Annotated in this window: 17 protein-coding genes and 1 tRNA gene; 10 read left to right on the top strand and 8 right to left on the bottom strand. The window is 60.7% G+C overall.

Annotated elements, in window-relative coordinates; translation table 11 throughout:
* Positions 1–7: 7 nt before the first annotated feature.
* The 3 genes from BLW62_RS07715 to bioB all read right to left on the bottom strand — a co-directional run bounded on the left by BLW62_RS07715 (position 8) and on the right by bioB (position 3,571).
* Entirely contained in the window at positions 8–1,216 is a 1,209-nt protein-coding gene (locus tag BLW62_RS07715) for an aminotransferase class I/II-fold pyridoxal phosphate-dependent enzyme (RefSeq protein ID WP_090506542.1), read from the bottom strand.
* 150 nt (positions 1,217–1,366) lie between these two features.
* Positions 1,367–2,437 (bottom strand): (S)-8-amino-7-oxononanoate synthase BioU, encoded by a 1,071-nt coding sequence (locus BLW62_RS07710; protein WP_090506541.1) that lies wholly within the window; start codon positions 2,435–2,437, stop codon positions 1,367–1,369.
* Positions 2,438–2,461: 24 nt separating this feature from the next.
* Positions 2,462–3,571, bottom strand: coding sequence for a biotin synthase BioB (bioB, locus tag BLW62_RS07705; protein ID WP_090506540.1), 1,110 nt, complete (start codon positions 3,569–3,571; stop codon positions 2,462–2,464).
* A gap of 397 nt (positions 3,572–3,968) precedes the next feature.
* Between bioB and BLW62_RS07700 the strand changes: the two genes are divergently transcribed.
* A complete protein-coding gene (locus BLW62_RS07700; RefSeq protein ID WP_090506539.1) occupies positions 3,969–4,688 on the top strand; it encodes a hypothetical protein in 720 nt (239 codons plus the stop codon).
* 31 nt (positions 4,689–4,719) lie between these two features.
* Here the strand turns inward: BLW62_RS07700 and BLW62_RS19210 are convergent, their stop codons facing one another.
* Positions 4,720–5,013 carry a hypothetical protein gene (locus BLW62_RS19210; protein ID WP_394328160.1) on the bottom strand — a complete coding sequence of 98 codons (294 nt, stop codon included), beginning with the start codon at positions 5,011–5,013 and terminating at the stop codon, positions 4,720–4,722.
* A 257-nt stretch (positions 5,014–5,270) separates the two neighbouring features.
* Here BLW62_RS19210 and BLW62_RS07690 point away from each other — a divergent pair, with 257 nt between their 5' ends.
* A complete protein-coding gene (locus BLW62_RS07690) occupies positions 5,271–5,534 on the top strand; it encodes a hypothetical protein (RefSeq protein WP_090506538.1) in 264 nt (87 codons plus the stop codon).
* A 997-nt stretch (positions 5,535–6,531) separates the two neighbouring features.
* Here BLW62_RS07690 and sucD read toward each other — a convergent pair.
* A complete protein-coding gene (sucD, locus tag BLW62_RS07680; RefSeq protein ID WP_090506536.1) occupies positions 6,532–7,401 on the bottom strand; it encodes a succinate--CoA ligase subunit alpha in 870 nt (289 codons plus the stop codon).
* Positions 7,401–8,549 (bottom strand): ADP-forming succinate--CoA ligase subunit beta, encoded by a 1,149-nt coding sequence (gene sucC / locus BLW62_RS07675; RefSeq protein ID WP_090506535.1) that lies wholly within the window; start codon positions 8,547–8,549, stop codon positions 7,401–7,403. Before sucC ends, sucD begins: the two co-directional genes overlap by 1 nt.
* A gap of 449 nt (positions 8,550–8,998) precedes the next feature.
* Here sucC and BLW62_RS07665 point away from each other — a divergent pair, with 449 nt between their 5' ends.
* Both BLW62_RS07665 and BLW62_RS07660 read left to right on the top strand, forming a co-directional pair.
* A complete protein-coding gene (locus tag BLW62_RS07665) occupies positions 8,999–9,871 on the top strand; it encodes a UbiA family prenyltransferase (RefSeq protein WP_090506533.1) in 873 nt (290 codons plus the stop codon).
* Between the two features lie 134 nt (positions 9,872–10,005).
* A complete protein-coding gene (locus tag BLW62_RS07660; RefSeq protein ID WP_090506532.1) occupies positions 10,006–10,476 on the top strand; it encodes a hypothetical protein in 471 nt (156 codons plus the stop codon).
* 25 nt (positions 10,477–10,501) lie between these two features.
* Here the strand turns inward: BLW62_RS07660 and BLW62_RS07655 are convergent, their stop codons facing one another.
* Positions 10,502–10,729 (bottom strand): DUF5795 family protein, encoded by a 228-nt coding sequence (locus tag BLW62_RS07655; protein ID WP_090506531.1) that lies wholly within the window; start codon positions 10,727–10,729, stop codon positions 10,502–10,504.
* A gap of 125 nt (positions 10,730–10,854) precedes the next feature.
* Here BLW62_RS07655 and BLW62_RS07650 point away from each other — a divergent pair.
* From BLW62_RS07650 to BLW62_RS07635, 4 genes are all read left to right on the top strand, one after another.
* Positions 10,855–10,937 (top strand) — tRNA-Leu (locus tag BLW62_RS07650).
* 510 nt (positions 10,938–11,447) lie between these two features.
* Positions 11,448–12,485: a universal stress protein gene (locus BLW62_RS07645; protein WP_090506530.1), complete on the top strand. Its 1,038-nt coding sequence runs from the start codon at positions 11,448–11,450 to the stop codon at positions 12,483–12,485.
* Between the two features lie 51 nt (positions 12,486–12,536).
* Positions 12,537–13,349: an inositol monophosphatase family protein gene (locus BLW62_RS07640; protein WP_090506529.1), complete on the top strand. Its 813-nt coding sequence runs from the start codon at positions 12,537–12,539 to the stop codon at positions 13,347–13,349.
* Positions 13,350–13,488: 139 nt separating this feature from the next.
* Positions 13,489–14,628, top strand: coding sequence for a DUF63 family protein (locus tag BLW62_RS07635; protein ID WP_090506528.1), 1,140 nt, complete (start codon positions 13,489–13,491; stop codon positions 14,626–14,628).
* Between the two features lie 45 nt (positions 14,629–14,673).
* Here BLW62_RS07635 and BLW62_RS07630 read toward each other — a convergent pair whose 3' ends face one another.
* Positions 14,674–16,212, bottom strand: a complete 1,539-nt coding sequence (locus BLW62_RS07630) for a TrkH family potassium uptake protein (protein WP_090506527.1) — start codon at positions 16,210–16,212, stop codon at positions 14,674–14,676.
* 220 nt (positions 16,213–16,432) lie between these two features.
* Between BLW62_RS07630 and BLW62_RS07625 the strand changes: the two genes are divergently transcribed.
* Positions 16,433–16,648 carry a hypothetical protein gene (locus BLW62_RS07625; protein ID WP_090506526.1) on the top strand — a complete coding sequence of 72 codons (216 nt, stop codon included), beginning with the start codon at positions 16,433–16,435 and terminating at the stop codon, positions 16,646–16,648.
* A gap of 286 nt (positions 16,649–16,934) precedes the next feature.
* On the top strand, positions 16,935–19,259 hold the full coding sequence (locus BLW62_RS07620; protein ID WP_090506525.1) for an amino acid permease: 2,325 nt from the start codon (positions 16,935–16,937) through the stop codon (positions 19,257–19,259).
* The last annotated feature ends 14 nt before the right edge of the window (positions 19,260–19,273 follow it).

The raw sequence follows: 19,273 nt of genomic DNA, 5'->3' as shown, positions 1-19,273 counted from the left end.
CCTGTGATCAGAGAAGGCCGACATCCTGTCCAGCGGCTCGGAACGCCTCGAGACAGGTGACGATATCTTGTTGGTCGTGTGAAGCGATCGGGACGACGCGAATCCGACTCGTCCCCTCGGGGACCGTCGGCGGGCGAATCGCCGGAGCCACGATATCACGCGACCGAAGCCCATCAGCGAGCGCGAGTGCATCCCGTCGGTCGCCGATGACGACCGGTAGGATCTGGGAGTCGCCGGGGACCTCGAAACCCATCGTCTCGAGGCCGTCTCGAAGGTGGGCGACGTTCTCCCAGAGCCGTTCGCGGACGTCGCTGTGGCGGGAGACGTGGAGTGCTTCACTCGCCGCGGCGGCCGCTGGCGGCGTGAGGCCGGTCGAGAAGACGAACGACCGGGCGTCGTTGATCAGACACTCGACGAGTTCGGAACTGCCCGCGACGTAGCCGCCTTGACTCGCCAGCGCCTTCGAGAGCGTTCCTAGCTGGACGTGCACGCGATCCTCGAGCCCTTCCGCCTGCACGACGCCGCCACCGTTCGCGTAGAGGCCCGTCGCGTGAGCTTCGTCGACCATGACCCACGCGCCGAACTCCTCGGCGACGTCGCAGAGTTCCGCGAGCGGGGCGACGGTGCCGTCCATGCTGAAGACGGAGTCGGTGACGATGAGCCACGATTCGTCCGCGTGCTCGTCGTCGGCTGCTCGAGCCTCGAGTTTCGAACGGAGGTCACCAGCGTCACAGTGGTCGTAGACGATCGATTCGGCCCCAGAGAGACGACAGCCGTCGATGATACTCGCGTGGTTGTACTCGTCCGAAAAGATCACGTCAGGCTCGAGTGCCGTGATCGTTCCGACGTTCGCGGCGTAGCCGGACGAAAACGTGAGCGCGCGCTCGGTCGCCTTCGTCTCGGCGAGGAGTCGCTCGAGGTCGTGGTGGACGAGCGTGTCGCCGGTTACGAGCCGACTCGCACCGGCACCCGTCCCGACGGTAGCAGCGGCCTGCCGGGTTGCGTCTTGGACGCGCTCGTCGTCAGTCAATCCCAGATAGTTGTTGGAGGCGAACACCAGCGCGTCCGTGGAGTCGAGTACTGGGAGGTCGCCGGCTGCCGGCGGCGCGAAGTGACCCCGTTCGGCGATCCGGTCGACGGGAGAGAGTGATCGTTTCAGGTTGGCTGTCTCGAGGTCGGCCAGTCGATCCTCGAGATCGATCCCGCGATCTTCCATTCGCTTTAACGGTGTCAGTGCCACGGTTTCACTCTCACGGTTCTGATTGGGGGAAAGGGGTTCGGCCGCTGTCGAAGTTCGACATCGTCTGGCGGTTTCGCCTGGTATGGGTCTCGAGTCGAGTCACAATTGTTGAACGCGCGTCGTCGATTAGAAGCGCGGCATCAATTCGGCGGGACCGAAGACGCCGTATTCGTCGGCGCGATTCCGTCGGACGCCGGTCTTCAGGTAGCCGAGTGCTGGGCCGTTGACGTTTGCCTCCATGCTCGTCGCGTCGCCGAGTTCGAACGTGTTCGTCGCCGTCTCGCCGTCGAACGTTCGTCCCGTGACGGAGACCGTCGTCGTCGTGGGCTTCTCGTCGCGTCGAACGTCGAGGATCCCCCCGACGCTCACGTCCTCCGCGTCGCAGACGCCCGCTCGCTCGAGGAGGACGTCGTCCGCGTGTTCCATGTCTTCGAACTCGATGACGCCGTCGTGGTCGTCGATGACGGCCTCGAGTTCCGCCTCGGAGAGGTCGCGCGCCGTTTCGATGTCGTACTCCGGGAGGTGGGCAATGTCTTCGCGAACGGTGCCGCGGTTGTCCTCGTAGCCGGATTTGAGACCCACGCCCCACCAGATGTCGACGTCGGTGACCTCGACGAACGACTGGGCGGCGAGGGTCGCCGCGCCGGTCAGCAAGCCCGGGGTTGCGCCCGCGCCACAGACGAACGTGATTCCTGCGTCGTCGAAGTCCTCACCGCGCTCGTCGAGCATCTCGATCACGCGCGAGCGTTTGAGCACGTCGATCAGGACGCCCGAGTAGCCGCCCTCGAGGAATCGATCCGCGACGCGGGGGATGAAGTCGTGTTCGTAGTTCGGTAACGCGAGCAAGACGGCGTCGATCCCGTCGCCGTGATCGATGATCGCCTGAATCGGATCGTCGCTGGGAGTGGCTTGCTCGGAGGCGACGACGCCGACGGACTCGCCGTGTTGTTTAACTCCGGACGGGGCGTCGGCGACCGCGCCGCCGTCTGTCGCGACGTCGCCGTCCCCGGGTCCGCTGTCGATGTTGCCTTCCGTCGCCGCGAGGAGTTCTTCGACGTCCAACCCATCGAAATCGATCGCCGTGCCGTGACGATCACACGCCGCGACAGGCGTGAGTTCGTCCTCGTGCTGGCTGACCTCGAGTGTTCGTCGACCGATACCGCCGGTTCCGAGTACTGCGAACGTGATGTCGTTCATGGTTGTGTCTACAATCGTGCGTCGTTAGTCGTCACCTGGTTCCGGACCCGTACTCGCCTGCGTCTCGGGTTGGGAGTCGCTCGCCCCGCCCTTGTTTCGGGCCTTGACCGCCTCCGGATCGAACTCGTTCGTCTCCTGATTCGGCTCGAGTCCAGCCTGTTCGATGATCTCGATGTCGTCTCCGGGGGATTGGCCCTCCGTCGTCAGGTAGTCGCCAGTGAGGAGGCCGTCCGCTCCGGCCTCGAGTGGGAGATGTTGCTCGTCGGGTTCGAGGTTGACCTCGCGCCCGCCCGTGAGTCGGACCCGCGAGTCGGGGTGGAGCAGTTTGTACACTGCGACCGTCTTGACGATTTCCTCGGTCGTGATCGAGACGCCCCGTTCGGCCAACGGGGTCCCCGCGACGGGATTGAGAACGTTAACCGGGAGCGAGGAGATCCCGATCTCTTGTAGTGCGATTGCGGCATCCACGCGATCGGTCGGCGTCTCACCCATTCCGAGGATAACGCCGGCACAGAGGTCCATCCCGGCGTCTTTGGCGACTTCGAGCGTCTTCACGCGATCCTCGAAGCTGTGCGTGTCGACGATTTCGGGGAAGTACCGCGGCGAGGTCTCGATGTTGTGATTGTAGTGGTTGATCCCCTCCGCAGCGAGGATTCGTGCTTCCTCCTCGGTGAGGATACCGAGCGAGGCGTCGACCTCGAGGTCGCACTCGTCTCGAACGAGTCGAATGGACTCGAGAACCTCCTGCCACTCCTCGGGCCGGAGTTCTTTCGAGACGCCCTTTTCGGCGACGACGATGCCGAATCGTTGTGCGCCGTCGCGTTCGGCTCGTTTAGCGGCCTCGAGAATCTTCTCGGGGCCGAGAAAGCCGTAGGTTTCGATGCCGGTGTCGAAGTGGACCGACTGGGCACAGAAACCACAGTCCTCCGCGCAGTTGCCTGCCTTCGCGTTCACGATCGAGCAAGCATCGACCGTCCCGTCGCCGAAGTGATCGCGAACGGCCCCGCCAGCCTCCGAAAGCGCGTCGACCGGCTGAGCCATGAGTGCGATTCCGTCGGTTCGGTCGAGTCGCTCGCCAGCCCAGATCCGCTCGAGTGCGTCGTCGATCGTCGTGTTGTTCGTCTCGTAAACCACAAATCTAGGAGTGGTTGACGACAAGATAACTGTTTGGAACGTCGCGAGAATTGCACCCTCCCTATTGGTGAGAGAAAAACGAGACAGATTTCAGTTATGCTGAAGGGGGGGCCCCGAGACTGACGGAATTGACGGTCCTCGGGACAGCGACGGTTACGTCCTGAGCCACCCGCTACGCATCTCTCTCGAGCGATTAGCGACTCCAAGCCCAATGTCACTCAGCCAACTATTGGTGTATTTTCACCACGTTCTCTATTAAGTGAACATTCGGTCACCGGAAATTCGGAGGGGAGGGAAATCGGCCGACACGCTAATACGTCAGAATAGTCAGTAAAGCAGTCTGTGAAAACTCCAAAAGTTAAAGTCGTGTGATAATGTAGATAGTGGGAAGGACAATATGACTGATAGTTCGATAGAGACACGGTCGGGTAGGAGCGCGTTCGACCTGAACTCGAGCGACGAAGACTTCTTCGGCAAGCCAACAGACGAGTCACTCGAGGACGGACACGCAGAGGACATCGACGACGAGCCACCAGCCGATCGAGCGTCCGACGGCGAGGGCGTCACGGACCAGACGGCTGCCGACGTGTTCGATCAACTTCGCGAATCCGCAGAAAACGACGCAGATGGCGTTCTCGAGGACGAGAGCCCCGAAGACATCATCGCGAGTGCGGACGATCCAGCGCCGGAACCCGAGATCGACGAGGCTCTCAGTGTCGACGACGACGAACTGGCGGCGCTGTTGCTCACCGGTCGGACGAAAGGAGACGAGTTCCTCTGGGTCGAGACCGACGAAGAACGCGAACGCGAGTCCGACTCCGAACTGGTCACCCAGAAACAAGCAGACAGTGAAGAGTCAGATAGCGAGGTGGACGCGGATACCGACGACGTTTCCGGAGATTCTGACGAGGATACTTCGCCCGAAGAGACCGACATCTCGGCGGAGGAAACGGCGGACGAGGGCCCAGTCGAACCGAGTGACGACCCGTCTCCTCCAACGGAATCTGAAACGGACGACCCGGAGACGGCCGACACAGACGACCAGTCGGAAGTCGAAACCCCCGAGCCATCCGGACTCTTCGCTCGCCTTCGAGCGAAACTGCGCAGCCTCTTCTAATTTCACACAGCGACCACCACCGCTGGGGCTATCAGTCATTTTCCGCCCCGTTTCGCCCCTTTACACAGCGCGGGTGCCACTCGAGTCCGTCCCGTATCACGGTGAACGATCTGGCACCACACTGCGGGCACCCTGTTCCACCATCCTGTTGATCTGGTCGATCCGGAATCGTGTGCTCGAGGCCGCAGTCATCACACTGAATCGTGACGGGCATAGCCAGAGCCACACCGGGAGCGAGTATTATTTCGGTGTGGGCACTGGCTGGCAAGAGCTGCTCGAGGAAGCCCTGGTCGTTCGAGTCGCCACACTGGTGAGTCTCCGACATCAGTTTCACCCACTCAGCAGTAGTTATAAGTCAATATAGGTCAACAATTAGAACGGAAGTCGCGCTCCAGCAAGCAGCGAGGGCATATCCCTGAACTGCCCCGGGTGAAAGAAGCACCCGAGACGTGGCTTCCAATCCCATAGCCGGGATTCGAAAACCATGATTACGTTACTACTCCGACGATATAAACATCTCGCACAGCACCGAAATCATCGTCAACAGACGCTGGTGTACCCACCCGTAAGCGGTGATCGGCCGTGACCGACGATCGAGCGTCGGATCAAGGTGAGAGAGACGACAGCGCATCGAGAGACGGCGAGTACTCGAGGGAGGAGGGAGACTCGAGTGACGACCTCACAGGCTACGACGAGTACGCCTACCGCGACGCGAACGGCATGAAACGTTGGACGCACTGTCCGAAGTGCCACCGGAAGGTCATGGTCGTCGCGCTCGTCGAACCGTCAGCGGCGCAGGTCGCTCCCTGTGGCTGTCGGCTCCCGCCGGAGGTGTTGAAGAAGTAGCGACCGTTCGGCATGTGAGTCGCGATTCTAAACGGGTGTTCACAGCAGAAATACGATCGTGTCGTGTACGCCCCCGCAGGAACTCGCTGGGAGGATGAACGCTACCAGTCGTGGTTTAGTGTCCCTCTCGTGTTTTCAGATGGTGATTTCACCACCGTTCGACCTGCGAACTGGGGACCGTCCGGGTGATGCCACCCGCTTCGAACGGTATCCGTATCGAACGCGACGTATGCTGCTCTCGAGCCCTCACGTTCCGTTGATTTTACGGGAGTCACGTCAGTCCGTGATTCTCGGCCGTTAATAGTTACCGAAACGGTGTACCGTCGATCGGGTTCGAATTGATCCGTCACGATCATCCTGTTCCCGGGAGAGAGTTCGTACATGTCCCCTAATCCCGTCGTGTCATCCCCTTCTGCGCGCATCTTCAGAGTAAACTGGATGGGTGTCTCGGCACGATTGTAGAGGTAGATGGTGCTGTCTGTCGTCCGAAACACTTCGAACGGAAAGGAAAGTACTGCAATGGCAGTAGCGAGGAGAACGAATCCACCCGCCACCAGTAGTGAAACGTGACGTGCAACGTACAGACTCGCGACTATCAACAGTATTGATATATAGAACCCAGTTTGCCGAAGCCGATCCAGTGATCCACTCGGCTGAGGAAGGTATGTCGCCATGTGACTTATTCGTCGTAGCTTCGTATTCATAATCGGTTCGATTATATAAGATATTTTAAACCATATGTGGTATAAAGGCGAGGAGAGATTTCGGTTGCGATAGCTAGCGCATCGGTGCGACGATGGAAACGTGAAACACGTCGATCGTCTCCCGACAGAGATACGTGAGACACTACCGTTCATTGAGGGTAATCAGATCGCCGAAATATGTGCGCCTGTATTGAATGCGTGTTTCGAATCACGTTCTGACTAGTGAAGTTGTTCGACCGATAGGTACTCGAGACCGCAGAAAACGAAGAGAGAAAGAACGGTTCGCGTCGGTGTTAGAGGAAGCTCTCGATGTGGTCTGCGACTTCCTCGGGGGTGTCACCGACCGGAACACCGGCGTCGTTGAGTGCCGAAATCTTGCTCTCGGCGGTGCCGGTTCCGGACCCGGAGACGATTGCACCGGCGTGGCCCATGCGTTTGCCCGGAGGCGCGGTGCGGCCGGCGATGAAGCCGGCGACGGGCGTGTCGACGTTCTCGTCGATGAAGTGGGCTGCTTCTTCCTCGTCTTCGCCACCGATCTCACCGCACATGACGATGGCGTCCGTGTCGTCGTCGTCCTCGAAGAGCTCGAGGGCGTCGACGAAGTCGGTGCCGATAATCGGGTCGCCACCGATACCGATGGCGGTGGTCTGACCGATGCCGCGGTTGCTCAGGTTGTCGACGACCTGGTAGGTCAGTGTCCCGGAGCGCGAGACGAGACCGACGTTGCCCTCCGAGAAGATGTTTCCGGGGAGGATACCGAGTTTAGCCTCGCCGGGGGTGATGAGGCCGGGACAGTTCGGACCGATCAGTCGCGTGTCGGTCTCGGAGAGGCGTTTGTTGACCTTCGCCATGTCCTGGGTCGGAATGCCTTCCGTAATCGCGACCGCGAGGTCGAGGTCGGAGTCGAGCGATTCGAAGACGGCGTCGCCGGCAAACGCCGGCGGAACGAAGATGACCGACGTGTCGGCGTTCTCCGCTTCGACGGCTTCGTGAACCGTGTCGTAGACGGGGACGCCGGCGGCTTCCTGCCCGCCTTTGCCAGGCACCGCTCCGGCGACGACGTTCGTGCCGTACTCCATCATTTGTTCGGCGTGGAACTTCCCTTCCCCGCCCGTAATTCCCTGTACCACGACGCGCGTGTCGTCGTCGACGAGTACACTCATTATTCGTTCACCTCCTCGGCGTACGCGACGGTACGCTCGACTGCATCCTCGAGGGTCTGTTCGACCGTCACGAGGTCTTCGTTCAGAATTTCCATCCCTTCCTCCCAGTTCGTCCCCGCAAGACGGACGACGACCGGCTTTGGAATCTCGTCGAACTGCTCGAGGGCCTCGTTGATTCCTTTAGCGACTTCGTCGCCGCGGGTGATCCCGCCGAAGATGTTGAAGACGACCGAATCGACGTTGTCGTCGGAGAAGACCATATCGAGCGCGTTGGCGATTCGCTCTGCTTTCGCGCCACCGCCGACGTCGAGGAAGTTCGCCGGTTCACCATCGTAGTAGTCGACGAGGTCGAGCGTCGTCATGACGAGGCCGGCACCGTTGCCGATGATGCCGACGTTACCCGAGAGTCGGACGTAATCGAAACCGTACTCGTCTGCCTTTTGCTCGAGTTCGTCGCCGCCGGCGGCTTCGTCTTCCATCTCAGCGAGTTCGGGCTGACGGAAGAGTGCGTCTTCGTCGATGTTCATCACGGCGTCGGCTGCGATGACATCGTCGTCTGCGGTGACCATCAGCGGGTTGATCTCCGCGTCGGAGCCGTCGCGGTTCTCCCAGAGATCGTAGAGCGTGGTGAGCACGCTCGAGACGTCGCGGGCAATCGCCTTGTCGACGCCTGCGTCGTAGACTGCCTTTCGGGCCTGGTAGGGGTGCATGCCGAAGGCGGGGTCGATGTGTTCGCGCGCGATGGCGTCTGGGTCTTCCTCGGCGACCTCTTCGATGTTGACGCCACCTTTCGTCGAGACCATCGCGACGGGTTTGCCCTCGCCGCGGTCCATCGTGATTCCGACGTAGAGTTCGTCGGTGAAGTCGACTGCGCCCTCGACGAGCACGCGGTCGACGTGGTAGCCTTTGAGATCCATCCCCAGAATCTCGTCGGCCGCCTCGCGGGCTTCCTCGTCGTCGTCGACGAGTTTGATGCCACCGGCCTTGCCACGGCCGCCAACCTGTACCTGCGCTTTGATTGCGACTGGATACCCGATCTCCTCGGCCGCGGCAACAGCGCCGTCGACGTCAGAGGCGAGTTGAGACGCCGGCGTCGGGATCCCGGCGTCGGCGAAGACTTGCTTCGCCTGATACTCGTGTAGTTTCATAGCCATTCGAACGGGCGTTCCGACCTTGCTTAAATCCTGTTAGTTTCAATTCGCAACCGAAATCTATCAACAGGTTCCAACTGTATCGAGACACGATACACATACCGTTTTCTCAAATACGTTTTTGATGTGTGCTTTTAACATCTACGTCGAAATTTCCGTTCACACGCTCGACCTGCGGTAGCATTTAACGCTAACAGTGTGGGTTTGTCAGTTTCTACCAGTGGTCACCGAATTGCATCGTATTCGGTGGTTCGCTTGTTTTACGTGTCTTCTGACCGACTCGAGGCGGGGGGAACGATCGGAATCCCCGGTGGCCGAAGCGACCGAAGCGTTTGTTTCCGGGCGGGCACAACGGATACGTATACGGACGCTGCAACCCACTCGATCGGTCGCGTCTCTCGAATCAATGCTCGTCATCGCCACGTCCGCCCGGAGGCCGACCTAACGTGACCGCCCCCACTGCAAGCCCGACCGATCGGCGGTGGCTCGCGTCCCTCCAGCGGACACTCCGACTGTTGGTCCACAGCAACCTCTTCATCTCGCTCGCAACCATGAGCGTCGTGGTCACGACGGTCGTCCTCGCGGATCTCCCACTCGAGGCCCTGCCGCTTTTCATCGTCTTCGGGGCGACGTTGTTCGTCTACACGGTCAACCGGTTCACCGACCTCGAGGAAGACGAGGCGAACGTGCCCGAGCGCGCGTCATTTACGAAGCGGTACGGTCGATTTTTGCTCGCACTCGCGGTCGGGTGTTACGTCGTCGGAATCGCGGTCGCCGTCATGCAAGGGCTGCCGGGTGCGGTCTACCTGCTCTTGCCACTCGTCGTAGCACTGTTGTACTCGGTCGGTGGCGTCAAGGAGATCTTTCTAGTGAAAAACTGCTTCGTCGGACTCGCGTGGGGGGTGATTCCACTCGGCGTCGGTTACTTCTACCAACAACACTGGACGCTCGAGATCCTCGTGATTACGGGGTACGTGACAGCGATGATCACCGTCGCCGCGGTCATTTTCGACGTGAAGGACATTCCAGGCGATCGAGCCGAAGGAATCGCCACCGTCCCTAACAGACTCGGCCCGTCGGCGACGCGACGGTACTCGCAGGTCGCGAACGTCGCAATCGGCGGGGCCGTCGTCGCGGTGGTCGCTGGAACCACCCTCTCGCTCGAGTTTCTCGCGTTGCTCGCGATGAACGGCTACGTCGCGGCCTATATCCCCTATGCGATGCCAGAACGCGGGCCGCTTTACTACGGCTTCGTCGTCGACGGCGAGCACGTGTTTCTGGCAGTAATCGTCCTGGCGCTCGAGTGGCTCGTCTGGTGACGCCAGTGCGTAGTGAGACGAATCCCGGTAGATTCGACGCACGCCCGTTCGACAGATAAACCAGAGTATTATGATACCACGACGTTCCTAGGTGCCATTGTAGCCAGATTTCCCACGACTCACGGATCTCAGCCATGACCGACAATCACACCTCTGTAAACGTTCGGTTGCTCAGGTACAACGCAGCGTTCTTCGCGTTTTTCGTCGCAGGAGTCCACTTGCTTCACCCTTCTCTCGGGGTTCCTCGACTCGTCGAACACGTCCAGTTAGGAACGCTGTACGACCCGCGCCCCCTCGCGTTTACCGTCTCTAGCCTCGCGATCCTCGCCGGAATCGCCGTCGTCTACCTCGAGATTGCCAAGCGCCGAGTCTACGCACTCGGTATCGGGTTGATGCTCGTGTACCTCCTCGGGTACGTCGCCTGGCACACCGTCCTCGAGCACGGTGGCTTCTGGCCCCACATCGAAGCCCACGGACACGCCGATATGGGCGTGCTCGAGACGGTAATCGACCACATGCTCGACGATTATCGCGACCTGGTGAGTAAACTCTCGGAAACCATCTTGCTCGCGTTGCTCGTCGTTCTCTACGAAGTTGATCGATGACTCGAAGCCGACTCTTCGTGTTGGCTCACTCTCGATCGGTGTCGCTCCAGTCGCAATCCTGGCACTTCCAGCCGGTAACGAACTCGGTGACTGAGGGCATGTAGCCAACTTTCAACACGCCACCGCCACAGTCGGGACACTCCCTGTCGGCCTCTTCGATCGATTCCGCCTCCATCACGGAGTCATCCTCGATCAGCTCTGCGAGTTTGCCAGCCGTAACCATTCGCCCTTGGACGACGCGATTCTCGCTCACAGGCTACGTATCGTGTGCGAACCCCTAAGCGTTTTCAGTCGACTCGAGAGGAGCGATTACTCGTCCGTTTCCAAAACCGGAAATCGGACGATTTAACCCAGTGAGGGCGAAACCACGTACTGCGTGCGAGGGTAGCCAAGCGGCCAACGGCGGCGGACTCAAGATCCGCTCGTGTAGACGTTCGTGGGTTCGATTCCCTCCCCTCGCATTGCAGTGAGGCGCACACCGCGCCGAACGAAAATGCACGGAGGGATCGAATGACACCGGGGTTCTGCGCTTCGCGCAGGTTCTCGGAGGTAGTTCGATTCCCTCCCCTCGCACTGTTAAACAGTGCGGCAAGAGCAGTATCTTGCCCTCGCAAACTTCTACGGACACTCCCTTCGAAGAGCGAAGCCGTCGCGCACAGCTGCCTCGAGAGTGGGCTGAACTGGAGTGGTCGAAACCGACTCGTCGAGAGACAGTGTCACTTCCAACCACGCCATTTTGTCAACCAGTTCCAGATATTACTGCACGTTTGTACTTTTATCGTCGGAAAATCGTGGCGCAAACATTCGAATGTGAGCCGTGATTGAATACAGTTATATTCCTGAAGTCCCGAGTGACGCCTAGGTGTTTTGAACAGTGGACGACTCACGAGTACGGACTGTCTCGAGTCGCGGTGACGAGACGTATCGCGTGGCGATCAACGCTCGGCACTGTTATCGGCGGTTCTAACCAGATGACGCTTTCAAGTCCACTCGTCGTCGCCAGCACGCTCGTCATCAGTGTCGTCGTCCTCGTCGTCGCCGGCTTCGGAATCCAGAGACAGCGTGGTAGCCACGCAGACGGAAGCGAGGAGTCCGCCGAATCGACGCTTCGGAGTGCGTCACCCCAGTTGTCGATCTTCGACTCCGAAGACGTCGACGACGCTCGAGCGATCGATCCGCGTATTTTCCTTCCAGACTTCCCAGACGCGACCGACGATGTCACCGAGCAGGTACTCGCGTTCGCGTGTTCGATCAAGCATCGCTACGGTGACGAACCCGTTCACCTCCTTCGAATCCAATCTACCGAAGCGCGCGCGGGAGTGGGTGATTCCGACGCAGACTCGAGTACACCCAGCCAGTTTTCGGGCATCGAAGCGGCGAAGAACACGGCCATCAACTCGGACACGACCGAGAGCGAGGACGTTCCGGCGACGGTCGCTCAGACGGTCGACGAAACGGAGACGGATCTGGTCGTCATGGAACACGAACCGACCCACGCCAGCGAGGAGGCGACGTTCGGTCGAACGGCCGATCACGTCCTTGCAGAGACGTCCCTCCCAACGTATCTGGTCCACCTCGATGGTGCCCTGTCGGAGAAAGAACGACTGCACGTCGTCGTCCCACAACACATCGATCACCACGAAGGATTCTACGAGGCGATTTACAACGTCAAACAACTCGCGAGCACGCTCGAGGCGTCCGTCACGGTCTGGGTGTTCGAACAGAACGTTCAACACTATCGGACGCTCTTCGATCTCGTCGAAATCGACGTGCTGGCCGAGTTCGCGTCCGTCCAGTCCTGGGACGAACTCTACGCCGAACTCGAACTCGAAACGGACCCCGCGGAGTTCGTGATCACGCTCGCGGTTCGATCCGAGAAGATCGGCTGGGACCCCGAACTCGAGTCGGTTTCGACGCGACTGGGGGACGTTCCGGCACGGTCGTCTGCGCTCTTTTTCCTCCGGGAGGACGAACCGGAACACGACGATCGGTTCCTCCGGACCGAATAGACCGCCAACTGGAGGACGATACTTTTCACGCCCCGACACAGACAGTCGACAATGACTGAAACAGACGCTGACGCGCGACGCGCGAGCGTTGCACTCGAGGCGGCAACGGCGGGTGCAGCGCTCGCGGCGGAGTCGTTTCGAGGTGAACTCGCCGTCGAACACAAAGACGGCAAAACGGACGTCGTCACCCAGGCTGATCGAGACGCACAGGAAGCGGTCATCGACAGGATCGACGACGCGTTTCCCACGGACCCGGTCGTCGGCGAGGAAGCGGAGGCGCTGAAGGCCGTCCCCGAGGAGGGGCCGGCCTGGATCGTCGATCCGATCGACGGGACGAACAACTACGTCGACGGCGTCTCGGCGTTCGGCACGGCCGTCGCCGTCGTTCGCGATGGTCGGCCGGTCGCCGGCGCGTTCGTCTGTCCTGCACTCGAGGATACGTACCGGGTCGGCCCCGACGGCGTGTTTCGCAACGGAGAGTCGCTATCGGTTAGCGACCGCCACGATCCTGAAACTGCCACCGTCTGTCCGACCTACTGGTGGGATTTCGACCAGCGCGAACACTACGCCGCGGCGACTCGAGCGATCGTCGAACGGTTCGGCGACATGCGCCGCTTTGGGTGTGCGCAACTCGAGCTTGGACTGGTCGCCTCGGGGGGACTCGAGGGTGTCGTGACGAATCTGCAAACGCCGGCGTGGGATACCGTTCTCGGCGTACACTTGGTTCGCAAGGCAGGCGGGACGGTGACCGATCTCGAGGGAGACCGCTGGCACCACGACAGCACGGGGCTAGTCGCTTCGAACGGCGAACTTCACGAGGAAGTTCTGCAGGCTGCTCGAGAGATCGAGGCCGAGACGAGTTAAAATCGAGAGACGAGACGGTTTACTCAGTTCGGACGAGGGTTGGTGCGTCTGACCCGCCACCGTGGAGAACGGAGCCAGTCTCGACATCTGTAGAAAATCGGAAACGGTAAGCGCCAGCCACGATGGATATTCGATATCCATGGACGAGTATATCGAACGGTACGGGGCCGAGCGCCTCTGGGTCGCGACCGTCGTCCTCCTCGCGGGCGGCATTGCGCTCGCTGCGTTCCTCTTTCCCCAGCGCGTGTACGTCGACTTCATCTGGCAGTACTACTGGGGACCGGTGGTCGCCGACGCGCACGGATGGAACTGTGTCACGTGGGCCGATGGTGACCAATTAGAATGTACTGAGGTCACGGGAGACGACGGACCGACCGCCTCACCCGGCTACACCGCCGTTTCGTACGCTGGGTACATCCCGACGCTCATCCTGATGGCGGTCGGAATTCTGTTCGCAATTCGGCGTCTCGATATTGATCGGTACCGGGCGGGCTTTTTCGCGCTGTTCCCGTTCATGCTCTTCGGGGGCGCGCTGCGAACCGTCGAAGACGCGAACGTCGCCGCGTACGGCGCGACCGGTGACCTCGCGATTCAACTCCCGTGGTCGGGCTTCCTGATCAGTCCGCTAATCTACTTCACGGTGGCCCTGATCGCAGTCGTCGCGGTCGTCGCGTCGGTCTGGCTCGAGCGAAACGAGTACGTTTCGGGCTACGAGTATCCGCTGTTTGGAATCGGGACGGTGGTCCTCGCCGTGACGCTCGGGTGGCTCGGCTACCTCGCCGCGGTGACGGACTACGTCGGATTCATCCCGTCGATCGCAGCCATCGTCCTCGTTGCCGCGACGGTTTCGACGGCGATCGTCTGGGCGGGAATCCAACGATTTGCCCCGTCGCTCAACCGTGGAACCGGCTACATGGGAATCGTCGTCATCTGGGCCCACGCCGTCGACGGCTTCGCGAACCAGTTGATGCTCGATTGGTCACACGTCTGGGGACTGGCCTACGCCCCGAAACACCCGGTCAACGACGCCATCGTCACGCACACGGAAGCGGTGCTCGACTGGCTGTTCTTCGTGCCCGCAGGTCTCACGGACACCATCGGCGACGCCTGGCCCTTCGCCCTCCTCAAACTCGCCGCGCCGGTGTTCATCATCTGGATCTTCAACGAGGAGATCTTCGAGGAGAGTCCGCGGTTTGCCATCCTGATGATGATCACCGTCGTCGCCGTCGGACTCGGACCCGGAACGCGTGACATGCTGCGAGCGACGTTCGCCATTTAATCGCCGGCGACTATTTCTGCGGACGACCGACGGAGACGCCTCGCCTCAGCGTTTCCAGAACGCACCGGTGAACAACACGAGGACCGGAATGATCTCGAGGCGACCGATCCACATGAGAAAGATCATCACGAGTTTCGACGTCGTCGGGAATTCGAGGTAACTCCCGAACGGGCCGAGTGTCCCGAAGCCAGGGCCGATATTGCCGATCGTTGCGATGCTCGCGCTGATGGCCTCGAGGACGGTGAGGGAGGTGCCCACACGTGCCGAATCGAGCACGATGAACACCGTCGCGGCGACGAACACGAGGAGATAGAGAAGGGTGAAGCCAAGCACGCCACGAGTGACGTCCTCGTCGATGACGTACCCACCGAGACGGATCGGTTTGACGGCCTCGGGGTGTGCGGCGGTGACCAGTTCCCGGCGGGCGACTTTCCAGATGACGAGCCAGCGGATGATCTTGATCCCGCCGCCGGTCGATCCGGCGCTGCCGCCGACGAACATCGCGGTGAGCAACATGAACTGGGCGGTCGAATCCCACGCCGCGAAGTCACTGGTTGCGAATCCGGTCGAGTTGAGCAGCGAAACGATCTGAAAGAGTCCGTGACGGAGGGCGCTCTCGCCGGAGCCTTCGGTCGTGCCACCCAGTTCGCCGAGTGCTGGGGCTGCGCCGCTGTAGAGCATCCCACCGACGACCCCCGTGAAAACGACGATCACACCTGCGTAGGCCCGGAATTCGGTGTTCTCGAGAAATCGTCGAGGTTCACCCCGCAACAGATACCAGAAGAGCGCGAAGTTCGTCCCCGCGACGACCATAAACGGGATGAGAACCCACTGGACGGCCCCAGAGAACGCCGCGATGCTGTTCGACTCGGGCGAAAATCCGCCGGTCGGTAGCGTCGTGAAACTGTGTGCGAGGGCGTTGTACGCCGTCATATTCGGTGCGAGACCGGCGAGGTTGAGGCCGTAAAGCAAGGCGGCGAGAGCGAGCGTAAACCCGAAGTAAACCGCCCAGAGAATACGCGCCGTTTCGGCGATTCTCGGCGTGAGTCTCTGGAATTCGGGTCCCGGTGATTCGATCTGGATCAGTTGCGCGCCGTTGACCGCGAGTTTCGGTAAGATGGCGATCATCAACACGATGATTCCCATCCCGCCGAGCCATTGGGTCATCTGTCGCCACAACAAGAGTGCGTGTGAGTACCGATCGGTCGAAATTTCGTCCATCACGGTTGCCCCGGTCGTCGTGAATCCGGACATGGATTCGAAAAGCGCGTTCACCGGGTGCGCGAGCGACGAGTCCGTCCCGACGGTCGCGAGCAGGTACGGAATCGCCCCGAGAATCGCAACGGCGAACCAGGAGAGCGCCACCAGTAACATCGCCTCTCGAGGCCGTAACTCGGGGTCGGGATCGACTTGCTCGAGTAAGAGACCGATCGTGACGGTGATCACGATCGTCACCACGAAGACCAAGATATCGCGTTGGTAGACGACGGCCACGGCGAGCGGGACGAAGAGTGCAAGAGCGAGGTATTTACAGATCGTACCGGTGAGAGAGACACTCGCCCGCCAATCAACGCGTATATTCATGGGTTAGCCTATATTCATGGGTTAGCCAGTGGTGGGTACGATGCCAAAATTACGAGCGTTCTAACGTGCTATCGACACATAATTCTACTATCTACAGGATTTGAAACGACTGTCGCGTAGCAGGCGAGGGGATGGAGACTGCAGACACCAACGAAGCTAACAGCTTTCGTCGTTGTGGCTATTTACGGTCTCCCGGGTAGAAGATACGAGTGAGCACCGTATGACGAGAGTCCCCAGTCTCCGGCAACCGACGTCGTTTTTCGACGTCTTCACCGTTACCGTTAGCACGATCGTCATCGTCGCGACCGTGCTCACGATCTGGCACGGAACGTTCGTCCGCCTCGAGATGGGGATCTTCACCGCAATCGTCTTCGGGTGGGTTCTCTGGGCAATTACGCGAATTCTCTTTCGCTCGACACCGGAGTCGACGCGATAACGGTTGCACTCTATCGAAGTGTGACAGGGAATCGCTGCATTGCGGGGTCAACACTCCTCGAACTAGCCGGGGTCCGGAAACGAACAGTATTAAGAAGTAGGTGGCACTTGCCACGTGTATGTTTTCGAGGGGGCTGCACAGCGGCGGAAACGGAAGGGACCCGGACAGCGCATCTCCGACCTCGACTGACAGTTCGGAGTCAACACGCGACAGCCCTCGAGGACGAGTACGATAGTATGCGAGGACAATTCTACAGGAACGGGGATAAACGAGGTGAACAGCGCCGATGACTGGGGCTGACGAGGAACTTGCGAAAGACCTAGGCTTGTTTTCCGCGCTCGCGATTGGAATCGGGACGATGGTCGGTGCGGGAATTTTCATCCTCCCGGGTGAGGCCGCTCAGGAGGCGGGTCCGATCGTCGTCCTCTCGTTCGTCATCGGCGGAATGATCGCCCTCGTAAACGCCTTCTCGGTGAGCGAACTGGGGACGGCGATGCCCAAAGCCGGCGGCGCGTACTACTACATCAATCGCGCGCTCGGGCCGCTCTTTGGCTCCATCTCCGGCGTCGGCGACTGGATCGGCCTCGCCTTCGCGAGTGCCTTTTACTGCATCGGGTTCGGTGGCTACCTCGCGACGCTGTTAGACGGCGTCGTGGTTCCGGTTCCCGGCGTCGGCGAACTCGCCCTCCTTCCGACCATCGCGTTGGGGCCCCTCGTCCTGACCGAGATCCAGATCGGAGCGCTCCTCGCCGGAATCGCGTTCGTCGGCATCAACTACATCGGCGCGAAGGAGACGGGGAGCATCCAGACAGCCATCGTCACGCTGCTCCTCGCGATCCTCACCGTCTTCGCGTTCGTCGGTTTCTTTTCCTTCGACTGGGGAACCGTGACGACCGACGGCACCCTCGCCCCGCTCGGCTACGGCGAAGTGTTGCCCGGTACCGCCCTCGTATTCGTCTCCTACCTCGGCTACGCGAAGATTGCGACCATCGGCGAGGAACTCGAGAATCCCGGCAGAAACCTTCCCATCGCGATCATCGGCAGCGTCGTCATCGTGATGATCATCTACTCGATTCTCGTCGCGTTGATGATCGGGATCATCCCCTACGACGCGATCAGCGAGGAGACACCGATGTCCGACGTGGCAGGAGTCATCTTCGAGAACAACCTCGGCGTCATCGGCGTCACCTCGATCACGCTCGCTGCACTGTTAGCCACGGCCTCGAGTGCGAACGCGTCGATTCTCGCCTCCGCGCGGATCAACTTCGCGATGGGCCGAGACAAGATCGTCACCGACTGGCTCAACGAGATCCACCCGCGCTTCGCGACGCCGTATCGCTCGATCGCCGTCACCGGCGGGATGATCCTCGTCTTCATCATCTTGCTCGGCGAGAACCTCGAGGTGCTCTCGAAAGCCGCCAGCGCGTTACACCTCATCGTGTACGCGCTCATCAACGCCGCGTTGATCGTCTTTCGCGAGGCGGACGTGCCCGACTACGATCCGGACTTCAGGGTCCCGTTCTACCCGATTACGCCGATCCTCGGAATCGTCCTGTCGCTCGGCCTCATCGGGTTCATGGACATGATCGAGGTCGCGTTGAGCCTCCTGTTCGTCGTCGCTGCACTCATCTGGTACGGCATCTACGCCCGTCACGAGACCGACCGCGAGGGCGTCCTGAGCAACTACATCCTCTCTCGCACCGAGGAGATGCCAGACGTCGCCGTTTCGGCCGCGAACGTCGCCAAACCGAAAGCTGAGAACGAACACACCGTCGTCGTTCCAGTTTCGAACCCGCGAACGGAATCCCATCTCCTCTCGCTGGCGAGCGTGGTCGCCAAGGCCAACGACGGCGTCGTCGAAGCCGTCCACATCGTCGAGGTGCCCGATCAGACGCCACTCGTCGAAGGTTCCGAACACGTCCAGCGAATCGACGACGAGTCACAGCGCCTGATGGAGAACGTCCGCGAGAGTACGGAAACCCTCGACGTGCCGGTCGAGGTTCGAACGGTCGCGTCCCACCGCTCGTTCGAAGAAGTGTTCGACGTCGCCCGCCGCGAACACGCTGATACCGTCGTCATGGGCTGGGGGCCAGATCGGCCGTGGAGTGCCGGGCGCGCCGAACGGCCACTCGACGAGTTGACCCACGACCTCCCGTGTGACTTCCTCGTCCTGAACGACCGCGGCCTCGAGACTGATCGCGTCCTGGTTCCAACCGCTGGCGGTCCGGACTCCGTCCTCAGCGCCGAAATCGCGGGCTACCTCCGCGAGCAATTCGACAGCGAGATCACGCTCTTGCACGTCGTCGACGAGAAGAGCCAGGCCGAAGGCGAAGCCTTCCTGACGGAGTGGGCGACGGAACATGGCCTCGAGGACGCGACGATACGAGTCGATACGTCGGGCAACGTCGAAGACGCCATCGCGACGGCGGCGCGCGACCACTCGTTGATCATCCTCGGCGCGACCGGACGCGGCCTCCTCTCGCGGCTCATCCGGGGATCGTTGGCCTACAGCGTGGTCAACGAGGTCGAAAGCTCCGTCTTACTCGCCGAGCGACCGACGGAACGGTCGTTCTGGGATCGTCTCATCGGCAGTCGATCGGACGACGACTGAATCGGGCTCTCGAA

Source organism: Natronorubrum sediminis, assembly GCF_900108095.1.
In the GTDB taxonomy this organism is placed as follows: domain Archaea; phylum Halobacteriota; class Halobacteria; order Halobacteriales; family Natrialbaceae; genus Natronorubrum; species Natronorubrum sediminis.
Note: the sequence above shows the minus strand (reverse complement) of the source record. Positions and strands in the feature narration are given on the sequence as shown.

What these genes read in the sequence shown, in the direction of transcription:
- BLW62_RS07715 (WP_090506542.1), bottom strand. Translation starts at nt 1,216, where the DNA reads ATGGAAGATCGCGGGATCGATCTCGAGGATCGACTGGCCGACCTCGAG.
- BLW62_RS07710 (WP_090506541.1), bottom strand. Translation starts at nt 2,437, where the DNA reads ATGAACGACATCACGTTCGCAGTACTCGGAACCGGCGGTATCGGTCGA.
- BLW62_RS07700 (WP_090506539.1), top strand. Translation starts at nt 3,969, where the DNA reads ATGACTGATAGTTCGATAGAGACACGGTCGGGTAGGAGCGCGTTCGAC.
- BLW62_RS19210 (WP_394328160.1), bottom strand. Translation starts at nt 5,013, where the DNA reads ATGTCGGAGACTCACCAGTGTGGCGACTCGAACGACCAGGGCTTCCTC.
- sucD (WP_090506536.1), bottom strand. Translation starts at nt 7,401, where the DNA reads ATGAGTGTACTCGTCGACGACGACACGCGCGTCGTGGTACAGGGAATT.
- sucC (WP_090506535.1), bottom strand. Translation starts at nt 8,549, where the DNA reads ATGAAACTACACGAGTATCAGGCGAAGCAAGTCTTCGCCGACGCCGGG.
- BLW62_RS07660 (WP_090506532.1), top strand. Translation starts at nt 10,006, where the DNA reads ATGACCGACAATCACACCTCTGTAAACGTTCGGTTGCTCAGGTACAAC.
- BLW62_RS07645 (WP_090506530.1), top strand. Translation starts at nt 11,448, where the DNA reads ATGACGCTTTCAAGTCCACTCGTCGTCGCCAGCACGCTCGTCATCAGT.
- BLW62_RS07640 (WP_090506529.1), top strand. Translation starts at nt 12,537, where the DNA reads ATGACTGAAACAGACGCTGACGCGCGACGCGCGAGCGTTGCACTCGAG.
- BLW62_RS07635 (WP_090506528.1), top strand. Translation starts at nt 13,489, where the DNA reads ATGGACGAGTATATCGAACGGTACGGGGCCGAGCGCCTCTGGGTCGCG.
- BLW62_RS07630 (WP_090506527.1), bottom strand. Translation starts at nt 16,212, where the DNA reads ATGAATATACGCGTTGATTGGCGGGCGAGTGTCTCTCTCACCGGTACG.
- BLW62_RS07625 (WP_090506526.1), top strand. Translation starts at nt 16,433, where the DNA reads ATGACGAGAGTCCCCAGTCTCCGGCAACCGACGTCGTTTTTCGACGTC.
- BLW62_RS07620 (WP_090506525.1), top strand. Translation starts at nt 16,935, where the DNA reads ATGACTGGGGCTGACGAGGAACTTGCGAAAGACCTAGGCTTGTTTTCC.